The organism is Pseudomonas sp. CH61, assembly GCF_059429415.1.
Map to the genome: position 1 here is coordinate 3,829,645 of NZ_CM182098.1, position 23,888 is coordinate 3,853,532.

A 23,888-nucleotide genomic window follows, 5' to 3' on the forward strand; every position below is an offset into this window, starting at 1 on the left:
CGACAATCGCCACTTGCCCGCAATCACCCGCCAGGAGGCAGCCATGCCCTACCGCCCCAATCCGCGCCGCCCGTTGCCTGTTCAGCTTAGCGCGCTGCATTTGACCGGCAGCATTGCCTTGGGCCTGTGGCTGGGCTTCCTCGCCATTGCGCTGACCTGCTGGCTGCTCTCGCATTTCGTGTTCAAAGAACAACTGGCACCGGTTGCTCAGGCGGTGCAGCAACTGGCCAATCCGCCGGTCGTGCAGGTGCAACCGGATGTTGCGCCGCAGAGTCCGCTGTTCCAGCAATACGAAGAAAACCTGCGCAAGAACGAACAACAGGCACGTCTGGATCAGGCACGCGGCAGCACGCGTAATCAGTCCAATCCGAAATGCCAGTTCTGGTTGCAACAGGATCAGACGGCTCCAAGCGAAAAATCCCGCGCCAACGTTTTGCAATTCTGCGATTGATCATGAACAAGCACATCGTCCACCAACTGATTCTCGACAAACTGCGCATCGACCTCGACATCGCCGAACGCGCAGCGCAAACCGCTTACGAAACCGCGACCCACGAAGAGAACATCGCCGAAAACAAGTACGACACGCTGGGTCTGGAAGCGTCGTATCTGGCAGCGGGTCAGGCAAAAAGGGTCGAGGAAATCCGTCAGTCACTGGCGCTGTGCCAGAACCTGACGCTGCGGGCCTATGACGAGAATCGCGGTATCGAAGTCGGCGCCCTGCTCGGCCTGGAAGACGAAAAGGGACGAGAGCAATGGCTGTTTCTGGCGCCGGATGCGGCGGGCCTGAAAGTCGATGTGGTCGGTCAACCGATTACCGTCATCACTCCGCGCTCGCCGCTGGGCAAAGGTCTGCTGGGCAAGTGCGAAGGTGATGAGGTGGAGATTCTGGTGGCGGGCACCCGGCAACAGTTTGCTGTCACCGAGGTACTCTGAGGCAACTGATCAGTGAACGGGTAGCTCGACGCCGTCGAACAGTTCTTCCAGTTCCTGCTTGTTGTGGCACTGAATGGCTTTGGCCATGACTTCGCGGGTCAGGTGCGGGGCGAACTTCTCGATGAAGTCGCACATGAAACCACGCAGGAAAGTGCCGCGACGGAAACCGATCTTGGTGATGCTCGATTCGAACAATTCGCTGGCATCCAGCACCACCAGATCGCTATCGAGTTTGGTGTCGACCGCCATTTTAGCGACGATGCCCACGCCCAGGCCCAGACGCACGTAGGTTTTGATCACGTCGGCGTCGGCCGCGGTAAACACCACTTTCGGTGTCAGACCACGATGGCTGAAAGCTTCGTCGAGTTTCGAGCGACCGGTAAAACCAAATACATAAGTCACGATCGGGTATTCGGCCAGTGCTTCCAGCGTCAGCTTCGGCAGCTTGGTCAGAGGATGGCCCTGGGGCACGACCACACAACGGTTCCAGCGATAGCACGGCATCATCACCAGATCGCCGAACAGCTCCAGCGCTTCGGTGGCAATGGCAAAATCGACGGTGCCGTCAGCAGCCATTTCGGCGATCTGCATCGGCGAACCCTGGTGCATGTGTAGCGCCACGTCCGGGTATTGCTTGATGAAATTGCTGATCACCGGCGGCAGTGCGTAACGTGCCTGAGTGTGGGTGGTGGCGATCGACAGGGTACCTTTCTTCTCGTTGGAGAATTCCTGGGCGATCTGCTTGATGCTTTCGACCTTGCGCAGAATCTCACCGGCGGTGGTGATGATGCGCTCGCCGGCCGGGGTCACGCGGGTCAGGTGCTTGCCGCTGCGGGCAAATACTTCGACGCCGAGTTCGTCTTCCAGCAGGCGGATTTGTTTACTGATGCCCGGTTGCGAGGTGTAAAGGCTTTGGGCTGTAGCGGAAACGTTGAGGTCGTGGTGCGCCACTTCCCAGATGTAGCGCAATTGTTGAAGCTTCATATGTATCCCTCAAAGCAGGTAGACGCCACGGGCATCAGCGACGGTATATAACTATATTAATGGTTTGGAGAATAAATCTAGAACTTTTTTATCAAAGCGCCATTATTCCTGCTTCAGCGATCCTCCCGCCGCCGCCGCTCCACTAACGGCACCAGATAAACCGGCACCTTGGCCAATTGCAGGACCCGCGCCGCCGTGCGCCCCAACGGCGTTTCCGCGCCGACCCCGTGACTGTGACTGCCGACGATCAACAGATCGACAGAGAGTTTCTGCACCTGGTCGAGAATCACCTGCGACGGATCGCCCTGCAGCACGCGCACGGCGCGAATGCGCTGCAGATCCTGTTCGCCTTCATCTCCCAGTTCTTCGCGAAAACTGTCGAGCACCTGCTGCTCGATATTGGCAATGACAGTTTTCAGACCCTGGCTATGAAATTCGTTCAATGCCTGCTCGTCGAGATAACTCTGCAATACCGATTCGGCAAACAGCCCCATCGGCTCCACCGCGTGCACCACGTACAGATCGGCATTGAACGTTCGCGCCAACGCCAGGGCATGCTGCATCACTAACGGTGCGTACAGACCGAGGTCAGTGGCATACAGCATCGAACGAATCATATGACCTCCTCGCGTGCCAACATGGCGGAGATTTGATTCAGCTTAGCAGTGCCTTGGCGACTACGACGGGCGACGCAACGTCTTGAACCAAAGGGCTTTAGACCGACGGTTCGTTGCTGATGCCGTGCGGCACGTGGCCGGTGGCAACGACTTCGCGGGCGAGTTCGCAGTGGCCGGCCTGATCGTCGAAAAACACGTCGGCGGCAAACGCTTCGAGGAATGCCGATTTGGTCAGGCCGCCGAGGAACAGTGACTCGTCGAGGCGAATGTCCCACTCACGCAAGGTGCGGATCACCCGCTCATGCGCTGGCGCCGAACGCGCGGTGACCAGCGCCGTACGGATCGGGCAATCATCGTCGGGGAATTCCCGCTGGAGCAAATTGAGCGCCGCCAGAAAGCCTTTGAACGGCCCACCGCGCAAAGGCTCACGAGCTGCTTCGCGCTCTTTGGCCTGAAATGCTTCCAGCCCGCCGGACTGATAAACGCGCTCCGACTCGTCGGAAAAAATCACTGCGTCACCGTCGAAGGCGATGCGCAATTCGTCACTGGCCGCGCGACTGGCGCCACCGGACAGAATCGTTGCGGCGGCGAATCCGGCGTCCAGCGCCGCGCGCACGTCTTCGGCATGGGTCGAAAGAAACAGGTCGCAACCAAACGCTTTCAAATAAGGATACGGACTGCGCCCGCCGACAAACGCCGCGCGGGAAATCGCCAGACCGTAATGGTGAATCGAGTTGAACACGCGCAGGCCGGTGTCGGCGCTGTTGCGCGAGACCAGAATCACCTCGACCCGCGCACGGCCGAGGCGACTGTTCAGGCTGAGGAGTTTTTCCACCAGCGGGAAGGCGTCGCCGGGCGCCAGGATCTCGTCTTCGTGCTCGATCTGATATTGCCGATAGGCTTCGACGCCGCCCGACAGATAGACCTTGTGGCTCTCGCTCAGGTCGAACAAGGCGCGCGACGAAATCGCCAGCACCAGTTTGTCATCGATGTTCTTGGCCATGCCTTCCCCCCAGAGCGACCGGCTTAAACGTTGCGCCGGTCGATAAAACTCAAATTGCGATACAACGCTTCGATTCGCGGTAACTCACAACCCGCGGCTTTCGCTGCCGCCAGCGGCCGAGCGTAGATCGCTTGCAGCTCCAGCGGGCGTTTGTGTAAAAAGTCGTGGTACATGCTCGGCCAGTAGTCGGGCATCTTCTCGGTCATCATGAACAGATAGTCGGCGTATCCCGGCGGCACGTCATGGCCGCACGCCTTGGCGCCCTGCACCACTTCGGCCATCAACGCCTGGATCAACGCGCGGCTGTCCGCATCGGCCATCAGCGGTGTGGTGCTGGCGCCGAGCAGAACCGAAAGTCCGTTATAAGGAATATTCCACACCAGTTTCTGCCAGCGCGCCTGCCGCAGATTGGGCATTGCCTGGGAATCGATCCCGGCAGCGCGGAACAACCCGGAGCCCTCCTCGACAATCGCCATGCGCGCGCCATCATCCATGGCCGGGCCGCTGTGATAGCCAACGTTGACCGCGCCGAGCGCCTGATGGGTGACTTGTCCAGGCCCCTCGCGATGCACACAGATCAGGCACAAACCGCCCAGCAGGTGGAGGGAATCGGGGAGCAGATCACGCAAGCTGTCTTCGACGTCGAGACCGTTTTGCAGGACCAGCACTTTCGCATCGGGTTTGGCCGCTTGAATGATCGACGGGGCCAGGCCGGCGTTGCTGGTGGTTTTTGCCCCCACCAACAGCCAGTCGCATTTGGGCATGTCTTCGGCCGACGAATAGGCCTGCGCCGGATGCAACGTCAGCGGGCCATGCACCGCGCTGTTGATTTGCAGACCGCGCTCGGCCACCGCTGAAAACTCGCTGCGCAACAGAAAGTGCACATCGAAACCGGCACGCGCCAGCATCACACCGTAAAACCCCCCAATTGCGCCGGTACCGATAATCCCTACGACCGGTTTATTCACTGCCCCCATCATGGCAACTCCTCTGCAATTCGATCCAGTGCCTGCGCGAGCGCCGCGTTCAGCGCATCGGCCGTCAGGCGCGTGTGCAATGCCCCAAAGAACTCACCGTCGCGCACCACAAACAGCGCCGGCAAATGAAAGACCTGATAACGCTCGACCAACCCGCCGTTGTCGCCGGCATCGATCCAGCACAGCTGATCGATGGCCAGACCAAGTCCCGGCACCACCTCGCGGGCATAACGGCAACTGGCGCAACCGACGCTGGTGAAAATCACCAGCGAAACGCCGCTCATCGCCAATAGCCGTTGATCGGCGTCGAAATCGGTCAGTTCGGATTCGACCACTATACTGGGGGAAACAATGTCAAATGACCGACACAGGGAGTCTGTGCTCATGGGACGTTTCATTCCTCATCCGGACGAGGTGCCGGTTGAATTAACCTTGCTCAAGCCTGAGTGTATTTCCAGGCAACAGCTGCACACTATCAGCCTCGGCGGCATTGCTTGCAATTACCACCGTGCCTGGCGCCATGGCACAGCCCTGCAGGTGCGCATGCCGTCATTGAATGCCGACATTTGTTACCCGGGCTACGTGGCGTGGTGTCTGCGACGCAAAAAAGGCTATCTGGTGGGCATCGCCTTCACCGATGAGCAGACGCTGTTCAGTGCGCGAATGGGTGAGCAAGTGTGTCAGATAGAGCGCTACTGCCGCATGCACGACACCCACGATGACCTGCAAGAAATTCAGGCGGTGGCCCTGCAATGGGTCGAGCAACACGCCGACGAGTTCTCCCACGACAGCGTGCGCAAGGCTTTCGCCCAGCCAGTGCTGGACTGACCGTCTTCTCTAAACCGTTACATGCCCATTGTCGAGCAGGCGCTTTACGCGCTAAGGTTCCGCTCCCCGACGCGCTTAAATCTGCTGTGCTCCGCCGCGCGGGGATCGCTGGCGGCCGGCACCCGTGACCTGACGAGTAAACGATGGCTGATTTACCGATCAACGACCTAAACGTCGCCTCTAACGAGACCCTGATCACTCCCGATCAGCTCAAGCGTGATATCCCTCTGAGCGATGCTGCCCTGCGCACCGTCACCAAGGGCCGCGAAGTCATTCGCAACATTCTTGATGGCACCGACCACCGTCTGTTCGTAGTGATCGGCCCATGCTCGATCCACGATATCAAGGCTGCCCACGAGTACGCCGATCGCCTGAAGGTGCTGGCGGCAGAAGTCTCCGACACTCTGTATCTGGTCATGCGCGTGTATTTCGAGAAGCCACGGACCACCGTTGGCTGGAAAGGCCTGATCAACGATCCGTACCTGGACGACTCGTTCAAGATCCAGGACGGTCTGCACATCGGTCGTCAGTTGCTGCTGGATCTGGCCGAAAAAGGCCTGCCAACCGCCACCGAAGCCCTCGACCCGATCTCCCCGCAGTATCTGCAGGACCTGATCAGTTGGTCGGCGATCGGCGCACGTACCACCGAATCGCAGACTCACCGGGAAATGGCTTCCGGCCTGTCCTCGGCCGTCGGCTTCAAGAACGGCACTGACGGCGGTCTGACTGTGGCGATCAACGCCTTGCAGTCGGTGTCCAGCCCACACCGTTTCCTCGGTATCAACCAGGAAGGTGGCGTGTCGATCGTCACCACCAAAGGCAACGCCTACGGTCACGTGGTGCTGCGCGGTGGCAACGGCAAGCCGAACTACGATTCGGTCAGCGTGGCCCTGTGCGAACAGGCGCTGGACAAGGCGAAGATCAAGCCGAACATCATGGTCGATTGCAGCCACGCCAACTCCAACAAGGACCCGGCCCTGCAACCGCTGGTGATGGAGAACGTCGCCAACCAGATCCTCGAAGGCAACCAGTCGATCATCGGCCTGATGGTCGAAAGTCACCTGAACTGGGGCTGCCAGGCGATTCCCAAAGACCTCGCCGACCTGCAATACGGCGTGTCGATCACCGATGCCTGCATCGACTGGTCCGCCACCGAGAACACCCTGCGCAGCATGCACGCCAAGCTCAAGGATGTTCTGCCGAAACGCCAGCGCAGCTGATCAGCGTTTTACAGGCATAAAAAAACGCCGGGCAATGCCCGGCGTTTTTGTGTGTGTGCGATTCAGATCTTGGCGGCGCGGCGCTGATGGCGCTCCATGTAGCGCTCGACGTAGGAGCACGACGGGATCACCGTGTAGCCCATTTCTTCGGCGTACTGCAGCGCGCTCTCGGTCAGCGCTGCAGCAATGCCACGGCCACGCAGGGCGTTGGGCACAAACGTGCGATAGATATCCAGGGTCTGTTTTCCCAGATCCATATAGGTCAGGTAGGCACGATGACCGTCCACATTGGTCTCGAACTGATGACCAGCCTGGTCATGGTGGATGGACAACGCCTCGCTCATCACTACTCCTCGCGGGTCTTGGATTCTGACCCCTACCTTACCGATGTTTTTCCGGCGAAGGAACATCTACGCCACCCCGTGCCTGATGGACACCGAGAAGAGCCACACCGATCTCGCGCAACCTGGCACCTGATAAATAGTAGGCACCATTGGCAAAAATGCTCAAGGTACGCTCGTCATCAAGCGGGTTGACGGGGGTTGCTCCGAGGGACGCAGAGGTGACTGGGGAGAAGATCTTCCCGGGCCACTCACCTGAACATTGCCGGATGTTGAGACTTAAGACGTGCAGCCTTTTTTAAAGTCACCTCAACATGCACAAAGATAAGCGAAGCAGCGCGCAAAATCGGAACAAAAGTGTGGACGAATTCATCTAGACAGACTTTAGCCAAGACTGCAAAAACAGCACGTGGCAACGGGAACTTTTTCTCATTAACTCGCTCAGCTCGGGGCTTGCAGCTGGGTATTTTTTAAACAGTGCAGTTAAAAGTTGCTCGAAAAAGAATCAACGCCTACAATTTTTTTTGCTTCTTGCCTTACGTCAGTTTACTTACTACAAGTAATGGGTAGTATGTACGCCGGCTATTTCCTCAATCGTGAGGAGACAGTCACTTAATTTGAAAGTCCTTGAAGGGGAACACGATGAACAACGTTCTGAAATTCTCTGCTCTGGCTCTGGCCGCAGTTCTGGCTACCGGTTGCAGCAGCGCATCGAAAGAAACCGAAGCACGTCTGACCGCTACTGAAGACGCAGCTGCTCGCTCCCAGGCTCGTGCAGACGAAGCTTACCGTAAAGCTGATGAAGCTCTGGCTGCTGCTCAAAAAGCACAACAGACTGCTGACGAAGCTAACGAGCGTGCTCTGCGCATGCTGGACAAAGCTAGCCGCAAGTAATAATCCCTCGGGATTGTTATCAAGCCGATCCGATGTCTGGGTCGGCTTTTTTGTGCCTGAAACTTTTGTCCGGGCAATAAAAAACCCGCCGACGCATCACGCATCGACGGGCTCTTGACCGCTGGCTTATTACTGCAGATCGATCGGTGCACTCGAAACGATCGGCGCCGAAGTACTTGGCGTGCCGATTTCCGTTGGCAGGCCATCTTCGGCCGCGACCACATCACGCACCACATCCCAGTTCACGCGCAGGTTGCTGGTGACGTCTTCACGCTTGAGCATCGCGTTGATCACTGCAGTGTGCTTGTCGACCACCGACGGGTTGCCCTTGTCGTCGATCGGCGTGTGCGCTTCCAGATAAACCTTGCCGCCACTGCTGCCAAACTTGTAGGCATCGTTGAGGATACGCACCGACGTACCGACCGGGACCATGCCGGCCATTTCCAGCACGTTGTTGTTGAACATGCGGAAGCAGCCGTGGCTGGTACGCATACCGATCCCGAACTTCTTATTCGAGCCGTGGATCAGGTAGCCCGGCGTGCCCAGCGTAAACTTGAACGGACCCAGCGGATTGTCCGGGCCGGCCGGCACGACGTTCGGCAGCGGATCACCGTCGGCGGCGTGTTCCGCCTTGATCGACGCTGGAGGCGTCCAGGTCGGGTTTGGCGTTTTGGCGGTGATCGAAGTGTGCGCGATCGGCGAACCCCAACCTTCACGACCGATACCCAGCGGGAACGTGTACACCACGTTCTTGCCTTTCGGGAAGTAGTAGAGGCGGTATTCGGCGAGGTTGATCACGATGCCTTCGCGCGGGCCCGGCGGCAGAATGAAACGGGTCGGCAACACGATTTCGGTGCCGGCGCCCGGCAACCAGGCATCGACGCCCGGGTTGGCCGCGACCATCTCCGAGTAACCCAGATCGTACTTCGTGCCCAGATCGGCAAAGGTGTCTTCGTACTTGGCTTTGATCACCTGCACCTGACCGATGATGTCTTCACCGGGTGGTGGCAGGGGAAACTCCAATGCAGCAACGGGACCGGCCACACACAGGGCGGCAAGTGACAGGCAGCGGGTGACGGCAGGAAAGCGCGGCAACATCCGGAAAATCCTTCGCATGATCAACAAGGGTATAAGAGCGCGATTGTACACCGCACTTTGAATATTCGGGGAGATGACCCCATTGCAGGCGACAAGGTGTTCCAGGTGGGAGCGAGCTTGCTCGCGAAAGCGGTGGGTCAGTCGCCAAAAATGTTAACTGACATGGCTTCTTCGCGAGCAAGCTCGGCTCCCACAGAATCAGAGCTCGAAACGCAACTCCGGCCAGATCGGCGACGTCCCGCGTTTTTGCGACTCCAGAATCGCCCGGCACAGCGAACACAGACGCTGATCCTGAAACACCCGGCGATCCACACTCGACCAGCGCGGCTGCGCCGGCAGCAGGCTGCCACAGAGGGTGCGATCGGCCGAGCCACCGAGTTCGAGTTGACGGGTCACCAGATGCACCCGCACTTCCTGGCAGGCGAACAGATCCAGCTGCTCGTCAGGCTCGATCAGTTGGTAGGCAAACAGGGACCAGGCAGAACGCGACATCGGGGGCTCCAAATAAGGGGGCGCCACATTAGCCGAAAGCCTGCCCTTAGAAAAGCCTCATAACAGCGGTTTTAGCGTCGGCCAGACATTTTCCAGCAACTTGCCCTGAGCCCCGGCCGCCGGGTGCAGACCATCGGCCTGCATCAAGTCCGGATGACCGCCGACGCCGTCGAGGAAAAACGGTACCAGGGGGATTTTTTTATCGTCGGCGAGTTTGCCGTAGACCTCGGCAAAAGCATCGGTGTAACGCTTGCCGTAATTGGGTGGCAGTTGCATGCCGAGCAACAGCACCTTGGCCCCGCTCTGACGCGAGCTGTCGATCATCGAGGCAAGATTTTGTTGCAATTGAGTTGGCGGCATTCCGCGCAAGCCATCGTTGCCGCCGAGTTCAAGGATCACCAGCTCAGGCTTATGCTCTGCAAGCAGCGCGGGCAGCCGCGCCTGGCCTCCGGCACTGGTGTCGCCGCTGATGGAGGCATTGACCACTTTGTCGTCGAAACCCTCCTGTTTGAGCCGTTGTTCGAGCAACGACACCCATCCCAAGCGGGTATCCAGTCCGAAACCGGCGCTGATACTATCGCCAACGATCAGGACAGTACCCGCCGCTGCGTTCTGGGCCATGCACATAACGGCCAGGCCAGCACTCAAAAACCACACACGCATCGGATTCTCCATGGGCGCAAGCATTCTCACCGCGAAGAACCTCAGCAAAGTGGTTCCCAGCGCGGAAGGTGAACTGACTATCCTGCACGAACTCAGCCTGGAACTGAACAAGGGCGATAGCCTGGCCATCGTCGGCGCGTCCGGTTCGGGCAAATCCACCCTCCTCGGCCTGCTCGCCGGCCTCGACCTGCCGAGCAGCGGCGAAGTCATTCTCGCCGGTCAGGGCCTGAGCAATCTTGATGAAGACCAACGCGCACGCATTCGTGCCGAGCATGTCGGTTTCGTCTTCCAGTCCTTTCAGTTGCTCGACAGTCTCAACGCACTGGAAAACGTCATGCTGCCGCTGGAACTCGACGGCCGCAAAGATGCCCGTGAACGTGCGACTGAATTGCTCCAGCGCGTCGGCCTCGGCCAGCGTCTGACTCACTCGCCACGTCAACTCTCCGGTGGTGAGCAACAGCGCGTGGCAATCGCCCGTGCCTTTGCTGCCGAGCCCGACGTGCTGTTCGCCGACGAACCCACCGGCAACCTCGACAGCCACACCGGCGAGCGCATCAGCGATCTGCTTTTCGAATTGAACAAGGAACGCGGCACCACCCTGGTGCTGGTGACCCACGACGAACGCCTGGCCCATCGCTGCCGGCGCCTGATCCGTCTTGAAGCCGGGCTGTTGGTCGCCCCTCTGGAGCCTTGATGGCACGTTTGCCGCTGTTGCGTCTGTTCAGTCTCGCCATACGCCAACTCATGCGCGATGCCCGCGCCGGTGAATTGCGCGTGTTGTTCTTTGCGCTGGTCGTGGCGGTGGCGGCGAGTACCGCCATCGGTTATTTCGGCGCCCGCCTGAACGGCGCCATGATGCTGCGCGCGACCGAATTTCTCGGCGCCGATCTGGTGCTCGAGGGAAGTTCGCCGGCCCGCGAGGAACAGATTCGCAGCGGCACCGAACTGCGCCTGAAGCATGCGCAAGTGGTGGAATTCTCCAGCGTCATCGCCACTGACAACGGCATCCAGCTGTCGAGCATCAAAGCCGTCGACCGCGCCTACCCGTTGCGCGGTGAACTGAAGAGCGCACCTGCTCCGTTCTCCGCCGAAGAAACCGGCGGTGAACCGCAACCCGGCGAAGCCTGGGTCGAGGCACGTCTGCTGACCGCACTGGATCTGAAGATCGGCGACAGCATCGATGTCGGCATGAAGACGTTGAAACTGTCCCGCGTGCTGACGTATGAACCGGATCGCGCCGGCAACTTCTATAGCCTCACGCCCCGAGTGATGATCAACATTGATGACCTCGCTGCCACCGGCGTGGTGCAACCCGGCAGCCGCGTGAGTTACCGCGAACTGTGGCGCGGTGAACCGCAGGCGCTGGAAACCTATCGGCAACTGATCAAGCCTGGGCTCGCCGCGAATCAGCGGATTCAGGATGCCCGCGATGGCAACCGGCAGATTGGCGGCGCGCTGGGCAAAGCCGAGCGTTATCTGAACATGGCCAGTCTGGTCGCGGTGTTGTTGGCCGGGGTCGCGGTGGCGTTGTCGGCTAACCGTTTTGCCAGTCGCCGCTTTGATGCCAGTGCTTTGTTACGTTGCCTCGGTCTTTCGCGCCGGGAAACCATGGTGCTGTTCAGTTTGCAGTTGACCGTGCTTGGTTTGCTCGCCGCTCTTAGCGGTGCCCTGCTCGGCTGGTTGGCGCAACTGGGCCTGTTCGCGCTGCTGCATGATTTGGTGCCAAGCGATGTGCCACCGGGCGGTCTGTTTCCAGCCATCGCCGGGATCGGCACCGGACTGGTGGCCTTGGCCGGTTTCGCCTTGCCGCCGCTGGCCGCATTGGGTCGCGTGCCACCGTTACGTGTATTGCGCCGGGACATGTTGCCGATTCCGTCGAGTACCTGGATGGTTTATGGCGCAGCATTGGGCGCACTGGGCCTGATTATGTGGCGTCTGAGCCTCGATCTGCTGCTGACCTTCGCCTTGCTCGGCGGTGGCGTGGTCGCCGCGCTGGTACTGGGTGGCCTGCTGCTGTTGCTGTTGCAGAGCCTGCGGCGAATGCTCGCCCGTGCTTCGCTGCCATGGCGCTTGGGTCTGGGCCAGTTGCTGCGCCATCCGTTGGCAGCGGCCGGTCAGTCGTTGGCGTTCGGTCTGATTCTGCTGTCGATGGCCTTGATCGCCCTGTTGCGCGGCGAACTGCTCGACACCTGGCAGAACCAGTTGCCGAAAAACGCTCCCAACTATTTTGCCCTGAACATCCTGCCGGCAGACAAACAGGCCTTCACCGATCACCTGATCAAGGTCTCCGCGCAAGCGGCGCCACTGTATCCGGTAGTGCCAGGACGATTGATCAGCATCAACGGCGAAGCGGTGCAGCAAATCGTCAGCAAGGATTCGGCGGGCGACCGCGCTATTCAAAGAGATTTGAGTCTGACCTGGGCCGCTGATTTACCGGCGGGCAACAAGCTCACTTCGGGTAAATGGTGGAAGGATCAGCCAAGCGACGGTGTCCCCGGGGTATCGGTGGAAGGCAAAGTCGCCGAAAGCCTCAAGCTCAAACTCGGCGATCACATGGTGTTCAGTGTCGGTGGGGTCAATCGCGAGGCAAAGGTCACCAGCCTGCGCGAGATCAACTGGGACAACTTCCAGCCGAACTTCTTCATGATCTTCCAGCCCGGCACGTTGAAGGATCTGCCGGCGACTTACCTGACCAGCTTCTATCTGGCGCCAGGTCATGACCAGCAGATCGTCGAACTGTCACGCACGTTCCCGGCGGTGACCATTCTTCAGGTCGAAGCGCTGCTCGAGCAGCTGCGCAGCATCCTCGCCCAAGTCACCCTGGCGGTCGAATATGTGCTGTTGTTTGTTTTGGCTGCGGGCATGGCCGTGCTGTTTTCCGGCTTGCAGTCGACGCTCGATGAACGTATTCGCCAAGGTGCGCTGTTGCGTGCCTTGGGTGCGGAGCGACAGTTGCTGATCAAGGCGCGGCGCATCGAGTTCGGCTTGCTCGGTGCGGTCAGCGGCTTGCTCGCAGCGATCGGCTCGGAAGTGGTGAGTCTGGTGTTGTATCGCTATGCGTTCGACCTGCCGTGGCATCCGCATCCGTGGTTGTTGGTGCTGCCGTTGATTGGCGCGGCGCTGATTGGTGGTGCCGGCGTGTTCGGTACGCGTCGGGCGCTCAACGCAAGTCCACTGACAGTGTTGCGTGAGGGTTGATAGACTCAGGCGGTCTTAATCACAAGAAGTTGCCATGAGCCGTTATCGCCCTCCACGCCCCGCCGGCACCGCGCTGATCACCCCCGAAGGTGAAGCGCGGATGCGCGCCGAATTCCATGAGTTGTGGCATGTGCGCCGCCCGCAGGTGACGCAATCGGTCAGCGAAGCGGCGGCTCAGGGTGATCGTTCGGAGAACGCCGAGTACACCTACGGCAAGAAGATGCTGCGCGAGATCGACAGTCGCGTGCGCTTTCTCACCAAACGTCTGGAAGCGTTGAAAGTCGTCAGTGAAAAACCCAGTGATCCTAACAAAGTCTACTTCGGCGCATGGGTGACCATCGAAGACGAAGACGGCAAGCAATCGCGCTACCGCATCGTCGGTCCGGATGAGCTGGATCTGAAACTGGGCCTGATCAGCATCGACTCGCCACTGGCCCGCGCCTTGATCGGCAAGGCGCTGGATGCAGAAGTCAGGGTGCAGACGCCAACGGGTGAGCAGTTCGTTTACATCGTCGCCATCGACTATCCGTAAAGCGTATCAGCGACGAGTGATCAGGCCCTGCCGCGCAACGCGGACCAGTTGTTTGATCATCTCTGGCGCATCTTCGGCAGTCGGGGCCTGAATCACCGCGAGATCAAAACTGTCAGTGGCGAAACGCGCCAGCGACTCGCCGTCTTCGACAAACTGGATCAGGAACGCGGCAGGACCGCCGCTGCGACGTGGCCAGCCATCGAGATAACGCAACAGCGTCGGCTGATGTTTGCCGCCAAGGAGAATTTTCGGGTTGCGTTGAGTAATATGCGCAGTGATCGGCGCGGGACGTGCTGGAGGGCGTAGTGCATTCATCGTGTCGTGTCTCTGCCTCAAAAGTCTGCATGGCAGGTGAGAGGCAACACCGAACCAGCGCTTTAGCGGTATTTCGAAGCCCTGTTCCGGCTTCTGACGGCAACTGTTGAAGTCACCTGGCGCCCCGCAAGTAGCTGTTTAAATCGGCGCATGGGCAACATCCTAGAGAACGTGACCGATCAGTGTCAAGAATCAGCCGCAACAAAAAAGGCCCGCACAATGCGGGCCTATTCCTTGAGCCAGAGCGCTCAACCGGCGATGGCGCGATCCACCGAGAGCTTGCCCGCGCCTTCGATCAGCACGGCGAGGCTGCCACCGAGCAGGGCCAGGGCGAACTCGTAACCGTTGTTGGCCATAAACAAACCGTTGCTGATGTGTACGGTGAAGATCGCCACCAGCGACAGGAAGGTCAGACCCAATGCTGCCGGACGTACCAGCAGGCCGATGATCAACGCCAGGCCAGCGAAGAACTCAGTACCGCCCGCCAGCGTCGCCATCAGGTAGCCCGGGTGCAGACCGATGCTGTCCATGTACTGTGCGGTGCCTGCCAGACCATAACCACCGAACAGACCGAAAAGCTTTTGCGAACCGTGCGCCGCGAAGATCACGCCGACAGCGATGCGCAGGATGGTCAGACCGTAGCCGGCGCGGGTGAACAGTACTTTGTTGATCAGAGAGCTCATGGGGCATTCCTTGTTTTGCGAGAAGTTGTGTGTGTTGGTTGGCCGCTATATTAATCAGTAAATCTCATGTTAAAAGCGCAAATATTCCGCCATAACAATCGACTTATTAGATCATTTCCGTGAGACGACTTTTTGCGCCCCGGGCTCCAACGACTCCCGCTCCCGGTCGAACGCCAAGTAATACTTGTTCACGCTATTAACATAGCTGACCGGCCCCATTCCTACCTGCTCCATGGCGATGCGCTCGACCTGGAAGAACCACTGATTTGGGTTTAACCCGCGCCGCCGGGCCTCAGCGCGCATGCCCTGCACACGCTCGGGGCCTATGTTGTAGGCCGCCAGCGTAAACGCCATGCGCTCGCGCTCATTGAGCTTGGGGCTGTTGAAGAACTTGCGGCGGATCATCGCCAGATATTTGGCCCCGGCCTGCACATTCGCATCAAGATTCTGAATGTTGCTCACGCCGACTCGCTGAGCGGCGGAAGGCGTGATCTGCATCAGCCCGGTCGGGCCACTGCCGCTGCGGGCATTGGGTTGCAGGCGTGATTCCTTGAACGCCAGTGCGGCCAGATTGAGCCAGTCCATGTTCTGCGCCTGGGCGTGCTTTTGCAGGGTCGGGCGCAGTTTTTCCAAGCGCTGGCGGTCAGCCTTGGCCAATGGATAGTGGACTTGATAGAGACGGCGATAGATGCGCAGAAACGCGGCATCTTCGTTGGACGGTTTCTTGTAACCGCCGAGGAAGCGGTCAATGCTCGCGCGCAACATCGCAGCATCGCGGCGTACGAACCAATACTCTTCGCCCGGCTCGCTGATCATCAGTTGTCGGTCAAAACGCAATTTCGGCAGGATCTTGCCCCAGCGTTCGGCGATGGGTTGCTCGACGATAGTCAGATGGAAAATCCCGCCCTGAACCATCTCCAGCACATCTTCGACCGCCAGCGTCGGATCAACCCATTCGATCTTGATCGGCGCCAGTTTGTGCAACGCCAGTTTCTGATTGAGCTGACTGACCGCCTCCCCCGCCGCACTGCCGGTCGGCAACGCCAGGGTTTTGCCGGAGAGCTGCTCGACCTTGGTGTAGCGGCGCTCACCCTTGATCCCGACCAGCACCAGTGGTATGTGGCTGGCGATCGGTTCGCTGCTGGCCACGGCATAGCCAGATTGCAGATCGAGCAATTCACCCGGTGCGACCAGATCACCTTCGCCACGCTGCAAGGCGCCGAGCAGTTGGTCCTTGGCTTTGGGAATGATCTTGAGGGTGATTTCCTGGCCATCACGGGCGTGGCCATTGAGGTATTGCTCGAACGCGCGCAGGCGATGGTATTCGACGCCGATGGCCTGGCCCTGGACTTCGCCGGAGCTGTTGCGACTCTGGTTGACCAGCACCCGCAACACACGGCTGCTGCGAATCTCCGACAAGTCCCGCACCTTGGCGGCCGGCACGGCTTGCAGTGGCCCGGGCAGGCGCGCGACCGCCGTCATCGGCAGCAGCAACGATCCACACAACAGCAGCAAAACCGAGGGACGAACCATCCACTCTCCGGAAAGAATACGGGGCAATTTCATCCCTGAAAGATCGAAATCACCGACGAAAACAGAGCGCCATGAGCGCTGGCAACGTGCGAGAGACTGGCACAGTAATGGCACTTCTGCCAAACCGGGCTGCGTCGCGGCATCAAAAGACAGCTATAACTCGTTGTAGTTCTTGGCTTTTCTTATGAATCTACAGCTCTGGTATGCTTTCCGGCCTTCGGCCCGAGGTAGCAACCATGCAACTCATCGATATCGGCGTCAACCTGACCAACCCCAGTTTCGCCGACAGACATCAGGCCGTGCTTGATCGCGCCTATGCCGCCGGGGTCTGCCAATTGGTGCTGACCGGCACCAGCGTCGAGGGCAGCGAACAGGCTCTGGAGCTGTGCCAGCAACTGGATGAGAGCGGTCAACGGCTGTTCGCCACCGCCGGTATTCACCCGCATTCGGCCAGTGACTGGAACGCGGACAGCGCCCGTCGTTTGCGTAGCCTGTTGCACGAAAAAAACGTAGTCGCCGTGGGTGAATGCGGGCTGGATTTCAACCGTGATTTCTCGCCGCGCCCACAGCAGGAAAAAGTCCTCGAAGAACACTTGGCGCTGGCCGTTGAACTGCAACTGCCGGTGTTCCTGCACGAGCGCGATGCCAGCCAGCGTTTGCTGGAAATCCTCAAAGGCTTCCGCGATCAACTGCCTGCCGCTGTGGTGCATTGCTTCACCGGCGAGCAAAAGGCGTTGTTCAGCTATCTCGACCTGGATCTGCACATCGGCATCACTGGCTGGATCTGCGACGAACGCCGTGGCACGCATTTGCATCCGCTGGTCAAAGAGATCCAGCGCGGGCGCTTGATGCTGGAAAGTGACGCGCCCTATTTGCTACCGCGCACATTGCGACCGAAACCGAAGAACGGGCGCAATGAACCGGCGTATCTGACTGAAGTGCTGCGTGAGGTGGCGTTGCATCGTGGCGAAACCGAGGAGGATCTGGCGGCACACACCACCGCGTGTGCCCGCGCGTTCTACAACCTCCCCGCCCTCTCCTGACACACTAGAATCCAATGTAGGAGTGAGCCTGCTCGCGATTGCGGTAGATCAGTTGAAATCGTTGTCGACTGGCACGCCGCCATCGCGAGCAGGCTCACTCCTACAAGGGCGGACCGCATCGTCTGTTGACTCACATCAAAATGTCTATATCTGCATAGCGGCACAATGCTGGCACCTTGCCAAAACTGTTTCCGCTATCAGAGAAGACCTCCATGGGTGCCTGGCTTAGCAATATCTCGCTGAAATACAAATTCTGGGCGGTCAATGCGGTCGCCTTCGTCACCACCCTGCTGCTGGTGCTGTACGCCGTGCAGCTCGAACAACAGGCGCGCAGTCACGCCTCACAGGTCTCGGCGCAAGCCCAGGCGCAATTGCTCAAGGCCTGGCCGGCCGGGCAGCCATTGCCGAAAACCGATCAGGTGCTGACCTTCAAGCGCGGTGAAGCACCGCGCCTGAATGATCAACCCTTGCTGGAAATCACTGAAAGCAACGGCTGGAACGAAATCAATCATCTGCCGCTGTTCGGCGAAAACCCGTTGATGGGCGCTGAGGTGTTTGGCCGCGCCGATGGTCAGCAGGTCGCGGTGATTGCCTATGGCCCGAGTCTCAGTCAGGTGTTCAGCGAGCGTTTCGCCAACTATGCCGTGGCGGTGTTCATCCTGATGTTCGCCATGCTCTGTGCCTCGCAATTGCTGATCCGCTTCCTGCTCAGCCAGCTCAACACGCTGAAAGACGTGATGCTGCACGTTGAAAAAAGCGGCGATCTATCGGCCCGAGTACCGCTGGCCGGCAAAGATGAAGTCGGGCAAATGGCCAACGCGTTCAACGCGATGCAGGCCGGTTACCAGCGCGTTGTGACGACCGTCGCCAACACCGCACGGCAACTGGATGTCGGCGCGGCGCGACTGGCATCGAGCATGAACGAAGTGCGCCACGGCATGCTTGGTCAGCAGAGCGAAACTGATCAGGCCGCCACGGCGATCAACGAAATGACCGCCACCGTTTATCACATCGCCCAGCACGCCGGCGCCACCCGCGACTTGTCGCAGACCGCCGATGGCCTCGCTGGCAGCGGTCAGCAAGTGGTCGCGCGGGTGCAGCAGTCGATTGCCGGGTTATCCAGCGGTGTTCAGCAGACGGCCGAGATGATTCAACGGCTGGCCGAAGACAGTCAAAAAATTAATGGCGTGGTCAGCGTGATTCACAGCATTGCCGAGCAGACCAATCTATTGGCGTTGAACGCTGCGATCGAAGCGGCCCGTGCCGGTGAGATGGGCCGCGGTTTTGCAGTGGTCGCCGATGAAGTGCGCAATCTGGCCAAACGAGTACAGACTTCGACTGACGAGATCACCACCATGGTCTCGGCGTTGCAGGCCGGCACCCGCGATGCGGTGGATTTCATGCAAGAGAGTTCGTACAAGGCCGACGATTGCGTGCAGCAGGCGCAAGAGGCCGGCGCGGCGCTGGCGGAAATCACCGGGGCGGTGGCGCAGATGCGTGAAAGCAATACGCAGATTGCCGTGGCGGCGGAGCAGCAAAGCCAGGTCGCCGAAGAGATGAACCGGGCGGTGGTGAGTATTCGTGATGTGACCGAGAACACCGTGCAGCAAACGGTGGATTCGGCGACCACGAGTAATGAGTTGGCGACGTTGGCTGGGGAACTCAACAAGGCTATAGGTCAGCTCAAGCTTTGAGGGACTCATCGCGAGCAGGCTCACTCCTACAGGGGAATGCATTCCAAATGTAGGAGCGAGCCTGCTCGCGAAGGCGTCAGATGGGGCGACATCGAATCCTGCGATGACGCCTATCACTTCAATAGCCAACCTTGATTCGCCGCCCTCCCTGCCCGGGCCTATTCTTCAACCATGAGTTCAACATGGATCGAGGAGTAGAAAACATGGGCAAACGTCACCCCAACCTTCCCGCATGGCAATGGCGCGCGTACCCGGGCAATCACCAGCACCCGACCAATCTGGTGCTGCACCTGATCGCCGTGCCGTTGTTCATCGTCGCGTTTCTGCTGATTGTCTCCGGGGTGTTCAGCCTGAGCCTGGCCAGTGTGGCCATCGGCGTGATCGGCATCATCGCGGCGCTGGGTTTGCAGCGCCACGGTCACAGCCTGGAGGCGCAAGCCTCCGAGCCGTTCAGTGATCGTAAAGATGCGGTGTCGCGGTTACTGGTCGAGCAGTTCCTGACCTTTCCGCGTTTCTTTCTCAGTGGCGGCTGGTGGCGCGCCTGGCGTGAGCGCCACCGTCGGCATTGAGTCAGGCGAAAATCGTGACGGTCTGACGACTCATCGCAATCAATTCACCTTCAGCGCTCCACAACTTGGCGGCGACATGGCCGTAGCCGTCGGCGGCGTACTCGATGTCGGCGAGGTATTGGCACCAATCCAGCGTGCTCAAATCGCGTAACGGCTGAACGAATTCGATGGTCCAGGTCAGCGTGCTGCCCGGCGCAGGCTTCTTCAGATACGGCAACAGCGCCGGCGGCCATGCGTCCACCAGAGCCAACAGATGCGCCTCATTGACCGGCTCTTCTTTGACATCGCCACGCAACCGCACCCAGCCGCCCATCAGCCGCGATTGATTGCCGGTGAACGGCATTCCACCGACACTCCAGCGCATTGCCAGATGACGCATGAATTCCGGGGTCACGCCTTTGATGTAGGGCAACTCCTGGCATTCCTCCCAGTGCTTCATTGACGGAGCCGGATACGCCTCGACGGCAACCTCCGACGGCCGCGAGGCACCAAAGCTGCCTTGGACGATCGTCACCACCTGACCATTCTGCACCGCCCGGCCCATGACCTGACTGACGGCTTTGCCTTCGCGCAGCACCTCCACTTCGAAGCTCACCGGGACTTCAGGCTCAACCGGGCCGACAAAGGTGATCGCCAGCGAACGCACCGGGCGATCCGCCGGGACTTTCGCACGCATGGCTTGGTATTGCAGCGCGGCAACCAGACCACCGAAACTGGCACGGCCCTGACCCCATTCGGCAGGAATCGTCAGTTCCGGTTGGCGGCGGACCGCATCGAGCAGATCGCTAAAGCGCATGGGGCAACCTCAGAAAACGAGAAAGGAATGCAGGGATCTTAACCAGACCTGCACAGCGCCGCAGCGTCTATTCCGGTCAAATGGGCTGACAGAAAGGCCTTAAACCAATATCAGCCACACTGAAATCCCTTGTAGGAGTGAGCCTGCTCGCGATAGCGGTCTGACAGCCAACACAGTTGTTGAATGTCAGACCGCTATCGCGAGCAGGCTCACTCCTACAGGGGATTTGTGGTGATTCAGGATTATTTGAAACAGGCTGAACTGAGTTTTTCCAGCACGCGATCAGCCTTGGTTTCGGCTTTGATCATGGTCGCCTGCCACGTCGCGACACAGGGCTGAAGATCCGCCTCCAGCTCGGCTTTCGCCAGCCACTGCCAGCAATCGTGCCAGTCGCCCAACGCGCCTTGGGCTGACTTCAACCGCTCCAGCGCCGCTTCGGGCAAACGATCCAGCTCGGGATAGGCTTCGATGCCGTAGCGCACGCGCTTGATCAGCAGGCGCAGGCGATGGCGGTCGTGAGCGGGATCGTGCAACGCCTCATCGAGTTTCTGCCATTGCTTGCCCAGGCGTTTTTCGATGCGTTTGTCCAAGCCCTTGAGCAAGCCCTGACGTTGGGAAGCACGCAGGAAACGTGGGAAAGCGTCGAGAATCATCAGTAACGAAGCCACCTCGGCGCTCGCCGCCAGCGCCGGATAGGCCTCGGCCATTTGCGCCATGCGGCGTTGAGCAGCTTCAGGCTGATCATGCTGGAGCAAGTACGCCGCCAACACCTCGCGATCACGCCATGGCGTGGTCAATTGGCCGACCGCCGAAGCGGCGTCTTCCAGTTGTTCGACACCCGGTAAACCGCGCAATGGCCGCAACAGGCTGCGCAAGCGCCGCACCGTGGTGCGCAAATCATGCAGCGCCTCGGGGTCGGTACGTGCCGTCAATCGCGCCTGACAGGCCAGCAGCCGCACCTCCAGACTCAGGACATGAGCCACCAACCGATCAACCAACGCAGACATCACTTGCTCCTGATTCAAATGGCTTGAAGATCATTCTGCTGCCCAGCGAACGCAGCCTCCTTGCCTCACGTCAGCAGCTTAGCGGCCGGCGCGGGATTCGCGAATGTAGAAACGCGCCTTCTCGGCTTTCTTGCTGCAGCCTTCAAACCCCTCGAATTGCTGCTGGGTCTTCGCGGCGGTCAGCAGCGACAACGCTTTGGAGTAGCTGACAGTGCCGGCAAAGCCTTCGGCCTTGGCCAGATCCAGCTCATGCCAAGCCGCGTCGAGCTGGCTGCCGCAGCTGTCGCGGTAAGCGGTTTTACCGGCGCAACCGGCCAATACCAGAGCCATCAACGGCACACAGATCCAGGCTTTCATCACTCACACCTCAAAATAGGTCAACAGTCGTGCAGGTAAGACGGCTTGGCTGCGAAAAAGTGCCTCGCCGGCGGGTGAAACCGCGCAACTGAGAAGGATATAGCCGAAGGGTCATGCAGTATCGAAAAAACGACGTCACTGACGCACTGAACGACTTCGGCGATTGAGCCGACCCGGCGATGGGTGCATTGTGCAACCTTGTCGGGAGGAAGTTTGATGAAAAAGCGTGTCGCACTGGTGCTGGGCTCCGGTGGCGCCCGGGGTTATGCCCATATCGGAGTCATTGAAGAGATCGAACGACGCGGTTACGACATCGCCTGCATTGCCGGGTGTTCGATGGGCGCGGTAGTCGGCGGAATCTACGCCGCCGGCAAACTCGACGTTTACAAAAACTGGATCGAAAGTCTCGACTATCTGGATGTGCTGCGGCTGGTCGACGTGAGTTTCCGCCTCGGTGCGATTCGCGGCGAAAAGGTCTTCGGGCAGATCCGCAAGATCGTCGGCGAGATCAATATCGAAGACTTGCGCATCCCCTACACCGCCGTCGCCGCCGACCTCACCAACCAGCAGGAAATCTGGTTTCAGGAAGGCTGCCTGCATCAGGCGATGCGCGCCTCGGCGGCGATTCCCAGCCTGTTCACGCCGGTCATGCAAGGCAATCGCATGCTGGTCGACGGCGGCATTCTCAACCCGTTGCCGATCGTGCCGGTGGTGTCGAGCCACTGCGATCTGATCATTGCGGTCAATCTCAACTCGACCAACCAGCGCCACTACAAACTGCCGGTGATCCAGCGCCCGGCCGCATTTCGCTCACGCTTTGACAGCCTGATCAGTTCACTGGGATCGAAGATGCCGTTCCGCCGTACACAGGCCGAGCAACTGTTGCGGCTCGAACAGGAAGCGCTGCGCGCCGAAGCGGCAGACATCAACCCTTGGCTGGAAGGCGCCGAGCCGGAAAGCCAGCAACCCGCCGCCGCGCCCGAGCGTGAAGGCGCGCCGAAATCGGCGACCGGTTCGTTCATCATCGATAACGTCGGGCCGGCGTCGTTGCTGGATTTGATCAATCAGAGTTTCGAGGTGATGCAGACCTCGCTGGCGCAGTACAAGATTGCCGGTTATCCGCCGGACATCCTGATCAACGTGCCGAAGCGGGTGTGCCGGTTTTTCGAGTTTTACAAGGCGCCGGAACTGATCGCGTTGGGGCGGGAGATTGCGCGGGATACGCTGGATCGGTATGAGAGTGAGCAGGGTTGATCGACTGAAAAATCTCGATTGAATGCAATGCCCTCATCGCGAGCAGGCTCACTCCTACAAGGGGAATGCATTCCAAATGTAGGAGTGAGCCTGCTCGCGATGAGGCCAGAAAAGACAACACAACTCCCTACAGGCTGTTCTCACTCAACAGTCGATAGCCAACCCCGGCTTCAGTGACGATAAACCGCGGCCGCGTCGGATCATCCGCCAGTTTCTGGCGCAAATGCCCCACCACAATCCGCAGATAATGGCTGTCCTCGGTGTGCGTCGGTCCCCAGATATCCTTGAGCAATTGCTGCTGGGTAATCACTCGCCCCGGATGCCGCGCCAGTTGCGCCAGCACTGCGTATTCCTTACGAGTCAGCGCCACTTCGACGCCATCGAGCAACACGCGCCGATAGGCCAGATCGACCGTCAACGGGCCAAAGCTCAGCGCCGCCTGCTGCGCCTCCCCCGCCGGCGCCTGACGCAACAACGCACGCACCCGCGCGAGAAACTCCTGAATGCCGAACGGCTTGGTCACGTAGTCATTGGCGCCGCCATCCAGCGCCTGGACTTTCTGCCCTTCGCTGGCGCGCACCGACAGCACCAGCACCGGCGCCGTGGCCCACTCGCGAAACTCGCGCAGCACTTGCTGGCCGTCCATGTCCGGCAAGCCTAAATCGAGCACCAGCAAGTCCGGCTTGTTCAGCGCGGCCTGCGCCAACCCTTCCGCACCGGTGCCGGCCTCGAGCACTTTGTAGCCCTGGGAAGCGAGGCTGATGCGCAGGAATTTGCGGATCTGCGGTTCGTCGTCGATGACCAAAATGGTCGCGGTCTGGCTCATGAATTCACATCAAGACAAAAGAGTGGCA

28 protein-coding genes are annotated in these 23,888 nt (G+C 59.6%); 12 read left to right on the forward strand and 16 right to left on the reverse strand.

Annotation, left to right across the window (positions count from 1 at the left end; genetic code table 11):
• The first annotated feature begins 43 nt into the window (after positions 1-43).
• Positions 44-451: a hypothetical protein gene (locus tag AC5SEM_RS17100; protein ID WP_495470895.1), complete on the forward strand. Its 408-nt coding sequence runs from the start codon at positions 44-46 to the stop codon at positions 449-451.
• Between the two features lie 2 nt (positions 452-453).
• Positions 454-936 (forward strand): GreA/GreB family elongation factor, encoded by a 483-nt coding sequence (locus AC5SEM_RS17105; protein WP_034155245.1) that lies wholly within the window; start codon positions 454-456, stop codon positions 934-936.
• A 9-nt stretch (positions 937-945) separates the two neighbouring features.
• Here AC5SEM_RS17105 and cysB read toward each other — a convergent pair whose 3' ends face one another.
• The 5 genes from cysB to AC5SEM_RS17130 form a co-directional block, all read right to left on the reverse strand.
• Entirely contained in the window at positions 946-1,920 is a 975-nt protein-coding gene (gene cysB, locus AC5SEM_RS17110; protein ID WP_008079948.1) for an HTH-type transcriptional regulator CysB, read from the reverse strand.
• A 113-nt stretch (positions 1,921-2,033) separates the two neighbouring features.
• Complete coding sequence (locus tag AC5SEM_RS17115; RefSeq protein WP_495470896.1) at positions 2,034-2,537, reverse strand: universal stress protein; 504 nt, start codon at positions 2,535-2,537, stop codon at positions 2,034-2,036.
• 97 nt (positions 2,538-2,634) lie between these two features.
• The gene (locus AC5SEM_RS17120) at positions 2,635-3,540 is read right to left on the reverse strand and encodes a 5'-nucleotidase (RefSeq protein WP_077573939.1); all 906 of its coding nucleotides are present in this window, start codon (positions 3,538-3,540) and stop codon (positions 2,635-2,637) included.
• 23 nt (positions 3,541-3,563) lie between these two features.
• Positions 3,564-4,520, reverse strand: a complete 957-nt coding sequence (locus tag AC5SEM_RS17125; RefSeq protein ID WP_116030525.1) for a putative 2-dehydropantoate 2-reductase — start codon at positions 4,518-4,520, stop codon at positions 3,564-3,566.
• Positions 4,517-4,903: a YbbN family protein gene (locus AC5SEM_RS17130; RefSeq protein WP_371043839.1), complete on the reverse strand. Its 387-nt coding sequence runs from the start codon at positions 4,901-4,903 to the stop codon at positions 4,517-4,519. Before AC5SEM_RS17130 ends, AC5SEM_RS17125 begins: the two co-directional genes overlap by 4 nt.
• Between AC5SEM_RS17130 and AC5SEM_RS17135 the strand changes: the two genes are divergently transcribed.
• On the forward strand, positions 4,902-5,345 hold the full coding sequence (locus AC5SEM_RS17135) for a PilZ domain-containing protein (protein ID WP_034155250.1): 444 nt from the start codon (positions 4,902-4,904) through the stop codon (positions 5,343-5,345). The two genes, AC5SEM_RS17130 and AC5SEM_RS17135, sit on opposite strands and share 2 nt — an antisense overlap.
• A gap of 143 nt (positions 5,346-5,488) precedes the next feature.
• The gene (locus AC5SEM_RS17140; RefSeq protein WP_016985505.1) at positions 5,489-6,565 is read left to right on the forward strand and encodes a 3-deoxy-7-phosphoheptulonate synthase; all 1,077 of its coding nucleotides are present in this window, start codon (positions 5,489-5,491) and stop codon (positions 6,563-6,565) included.
• Between the two features lie 62 nt (positions 6,566-6,627).
• On the opposite strand, the gene AC5SEM_RS17145 is transcribed toward AC5SEM_RS17140, so the two are convergent.
• On the reverse strand, positions 6,628-6,909 hold the full coding sequence (locus AC5SEM_RS17145) for a GNAT family N-acetyltransferase (RefSeq protein ID WP_003226804.1): 282 nt from the start codon (positions 6,907-6,909) through the stop codon (positions 6,628-6,630).
• 639 nt (positions 6,910-7,548) lie between these two features.
• Between AC5SEM_RS17145 and oprI the strand changes: the two genes are divergently transcribed.
• A complete protein-coding gene (gene oprI / locus AC5SEM_RS17150; RefSeq protein WP_003199355.1) occupies positions 7,549-7,800 on the forward strand; it encodes an outer membrane lipoprotei OprI in 252 nt (83 codons plus the stop codon).
• Between the two features lie 129 nt (positions 7,801-7,929).
• Here oprI and AC5SEM_RS17155 read toward each other — a convergent pair whose 3' ends face one another.
• The 3 genes from AC5SEM_RS17155 to AC5SEM_RS17165 all read right to left on the reverse strand — a co-directional run bounded on the left by AC5SEM_RS17155 (position 7,930) and on the right by AC5SEM_RS17165 (position 10,053).
• Positions 7,930-8,898 (reverse strand): L,D-transpeptidase family protein, encoded by a 969-nt coding sequence (locus AC5SEM_RS17155; protein WP_495470897.1) that lies wholly within the window; start codon positions 8,896-8,898, stop codon positions 7,930-7,932.
• A 198-nt stretch (positions 8,899-9,096) separates the two neighbouring features.
• A complete protein-coding gene (locus AC5SEM_RS17160) occupies positions 9,097-9,390 on the reverse strand; it encodes a hypothetical protein (protein ID WP_007908575.1) in 294 nt (97 codons plus the stop codon).
• 57 nt (positions 9,391-9,447) lie between these two features.
• Positions 9,448-10,053 (reverse strand): arylesterase, encoded by a 606-nt coding sequence (locus AC5SEM_RS17165; protein ID WP_163004692.1) that lies wholly within the window; start codon positions 10,051-10,053, stop codon positions 9,448-9,450.
• Positions 10,054-10,063: 10 nt separating this feature from the next.
• Here AC5SEM_RS17165 and AC5SEM_RS17170 point away from each other — a divergent pair, with 10 nt between their 5' ends.
• The 3 genes from AC5SEM_RS17170 to greB are packed head-to-tail and all read left to right on the forward strand — an operon-like array spanning position 10,064 to position 13,783.
• Positions 10,064-10,747 (forward strand): ABC transporter ATP-binding protein, encoded by a 684-nt coding sequence (locus AC5SEM_RS17170; protein ID WP_007908572.1) that lies wholly within the window; start codon positions 10,064-10,066, stop codon positions 10,745-10,747.
• Complete coding sequence (locus tag AC5SEM_RS17175) at positions 10,747-13,251, forward strand: ABC transporter permease (protein WP_495470898.1); 2,505 nt, start codon at positions 10,747-10,749, stop codon at positions 13,249-13,251. Before AC5SEM_RS17170 ends, AC5SEM_RS17175 begins: the two co-directional genes overlap by 1 nt.
• 34 nt (positions 13,252-13,285) lie before the next feature.
• A complete protein-coding gene (greB, locus tag AC5SEM_RS17180) occupies positions 13,286-13,783 on the forward strand; it encodes a transcription elongation factor GreB (protein WP_016985509.1) in 498 nt (165 codons plus the stop codon).
• A gap of 6 nt (positions 13,784-13,789) precedes the next feature.
• On the opposite strand, the gene AC5SEM_RS17185 is transcribed toward greB, so the two are convergent.
• The 3 genes from AC5SEM_RS17185 to AC5SEM_RS17195 form a co-directional block, all read right to left on the reverse strand.
• Positions 13,790-14,098 carry a hypothetical protein gene (locus tag AC5SEM_RS17185; RefSeq protein ID WP_077573983.1) on the reverse strand — a complete coding sequence of 103 codons (309 nt, stop codon included), beginning with the start codon at positions 14,096-14,098 and terminating at the stop codon, positions 13,790-13,792.
• 248 nt (positions 14,099-14,346) lie between these two features.
• On the reverse strand, positions 14,347-14,781 hold the full coding sequence (locus AC5SEM_RS17190) for a DoxX family protein (RefSeq protein WP_007908568.1): 435 nt from the start codon (positions 14,779-14,781) through the stop codon (positions 14,347-14,349).
• A gap of 111 nt (positions 14,782-14,892) precedes the next feature.
• Positions 14,893-16,314: a transglycosylase SLT domain-containing protein gene (locus tag AC5SEM_RS17195; protein ID WP_116030520.1), complete on the reverse strand. Its 1,422-nt coding sequence runs from the start codon at positions 16,312-16,314 to the stop codon at positions 14,893-14,895.
• A 236-nt stretch (positions 16,315-16,550) separates the two neighbouring features.
• Between AC5SEM_RS17195 and AC5SEM_RS17200 the strand changes: the two genes are divergently transcribed.
• The 3 genes from AC5SEM_RS17200 (at position 16,551) to AC5SEM_RS17210 (ending at position 19,620) form a co-directional block, all read left to right on the forward strand.
• Positions 16,551-17,357, forward strand: a complete 807-nt coding sequence (locus tag AC5SEM_RS17200) for a TatD family hydrolase (protein WP_495470899.1) — start codon at positions 16,551-16,553, stop codon at positions 17,355-17,357.
• A gap of 212 nt (positions 17,358-17,569) precedes the next feature.
• The gene (locus AC5SEM_RS17205; RefSeq protein ID WP_495470900.1) at positions 17,570-19,051 is read left to right on the forward strand and encodes a methyl-accepting chemotaxis protein; all 1,482 of its coding nucleotides are present in this window, start codon (positions 17,570-17,572) and stop codon (positions 19,049-19,051) included.
• A gap of 203 nt (positions 19,052-19,254) precedes the next feature.
• Positions 19,255-19,620: a DUF962 domain-containing protein gene (locus AC5SEM_RS17210; RefSeq protein ID WP_034155260.1), complete on the forward strand. Its 366-nt coding sequence runs from the start codon at positions 19,255-19,257 to the stop codon at positions 19,618-19,620.
• Between the two features lies 1 nt (position 19,621).
• Here the strand turns inward: AC5SEM_RS17210 and AC5SEM_RS17215 are convergent, their stop codons facing one another.
• From AC5SEM_RS17215 to AC5SEM_RS17225, 3 genes are all read right to left on the reverse strand, one after another.
• Positions 19,622-20,416 carry an acyl-CoA thioesterase gene (locus tag AC5SEM_RS17215; RefSeq protein ID WP_495470901.1) on the reverse strand — a complete coding sequence of 265 codons (795 nt, stop codon included), beginning with the start codon at positions 20,414-20,416 and terminating at the stop codon, positions 19,622-19,624.
• Positions 20,417-20,658: 242 nt separating this feature from the next.
• Positions 20,659-21,423, reverse strand: a complete 765-nt coding sequence (locus AC5SEM_RS17220; protein ID WP_495470902.1) for a CHAD domain-containing protein — start codon at positions 21,421-21,423, stop codon at positions 20,659-20,661.
• 78 nt (positions 21,424-21,501) lie between these two features.
• Positions 21,502-21,780 (reverse strand): hypothetical protein, encoded by a 279-nt coding sequence (locus AC5SEM_RS17225; RefSeq protein WP_016770894.1) that lies wholly within the window; start codon positions 21,778-21,780, stop codon positions 21,502-21,504.
• A gap of 216 nt (positions 21,781-21,996) precedes the next feature.
• Here AC5SEM_RS17225 and AC5SEM_RS17230 point away from each other — a divergent pair, with 216 nt between their 5' ends.
• Positions 21,997-23,034, forward strand: coding sequence for a patatin-like phospholipase family protein (locus AC5SEM_RS17230; protein ID WP_077573989.1), 1,038 nt, complete (start codon positions 21,997-21,999; stop codon positions 23,032-23,034).
• 127 nt (positions 23,035-23,161) lie between these two features.
• Here the strand turns inward: AC5SEM_RS17230 and AC5SEM_RS17235 are convergent, their stop codons facing one another.
• Entirely contained in the window at positions 23,162-23,860 is a 699-nt protein-coding gene (locus AC5SEM_RS17235) for a response regulator (protein ID WP_110720402.1), read from the reverse strand.
• Positions 23,861-23,888: the final 28 nt, after the last annotated feature.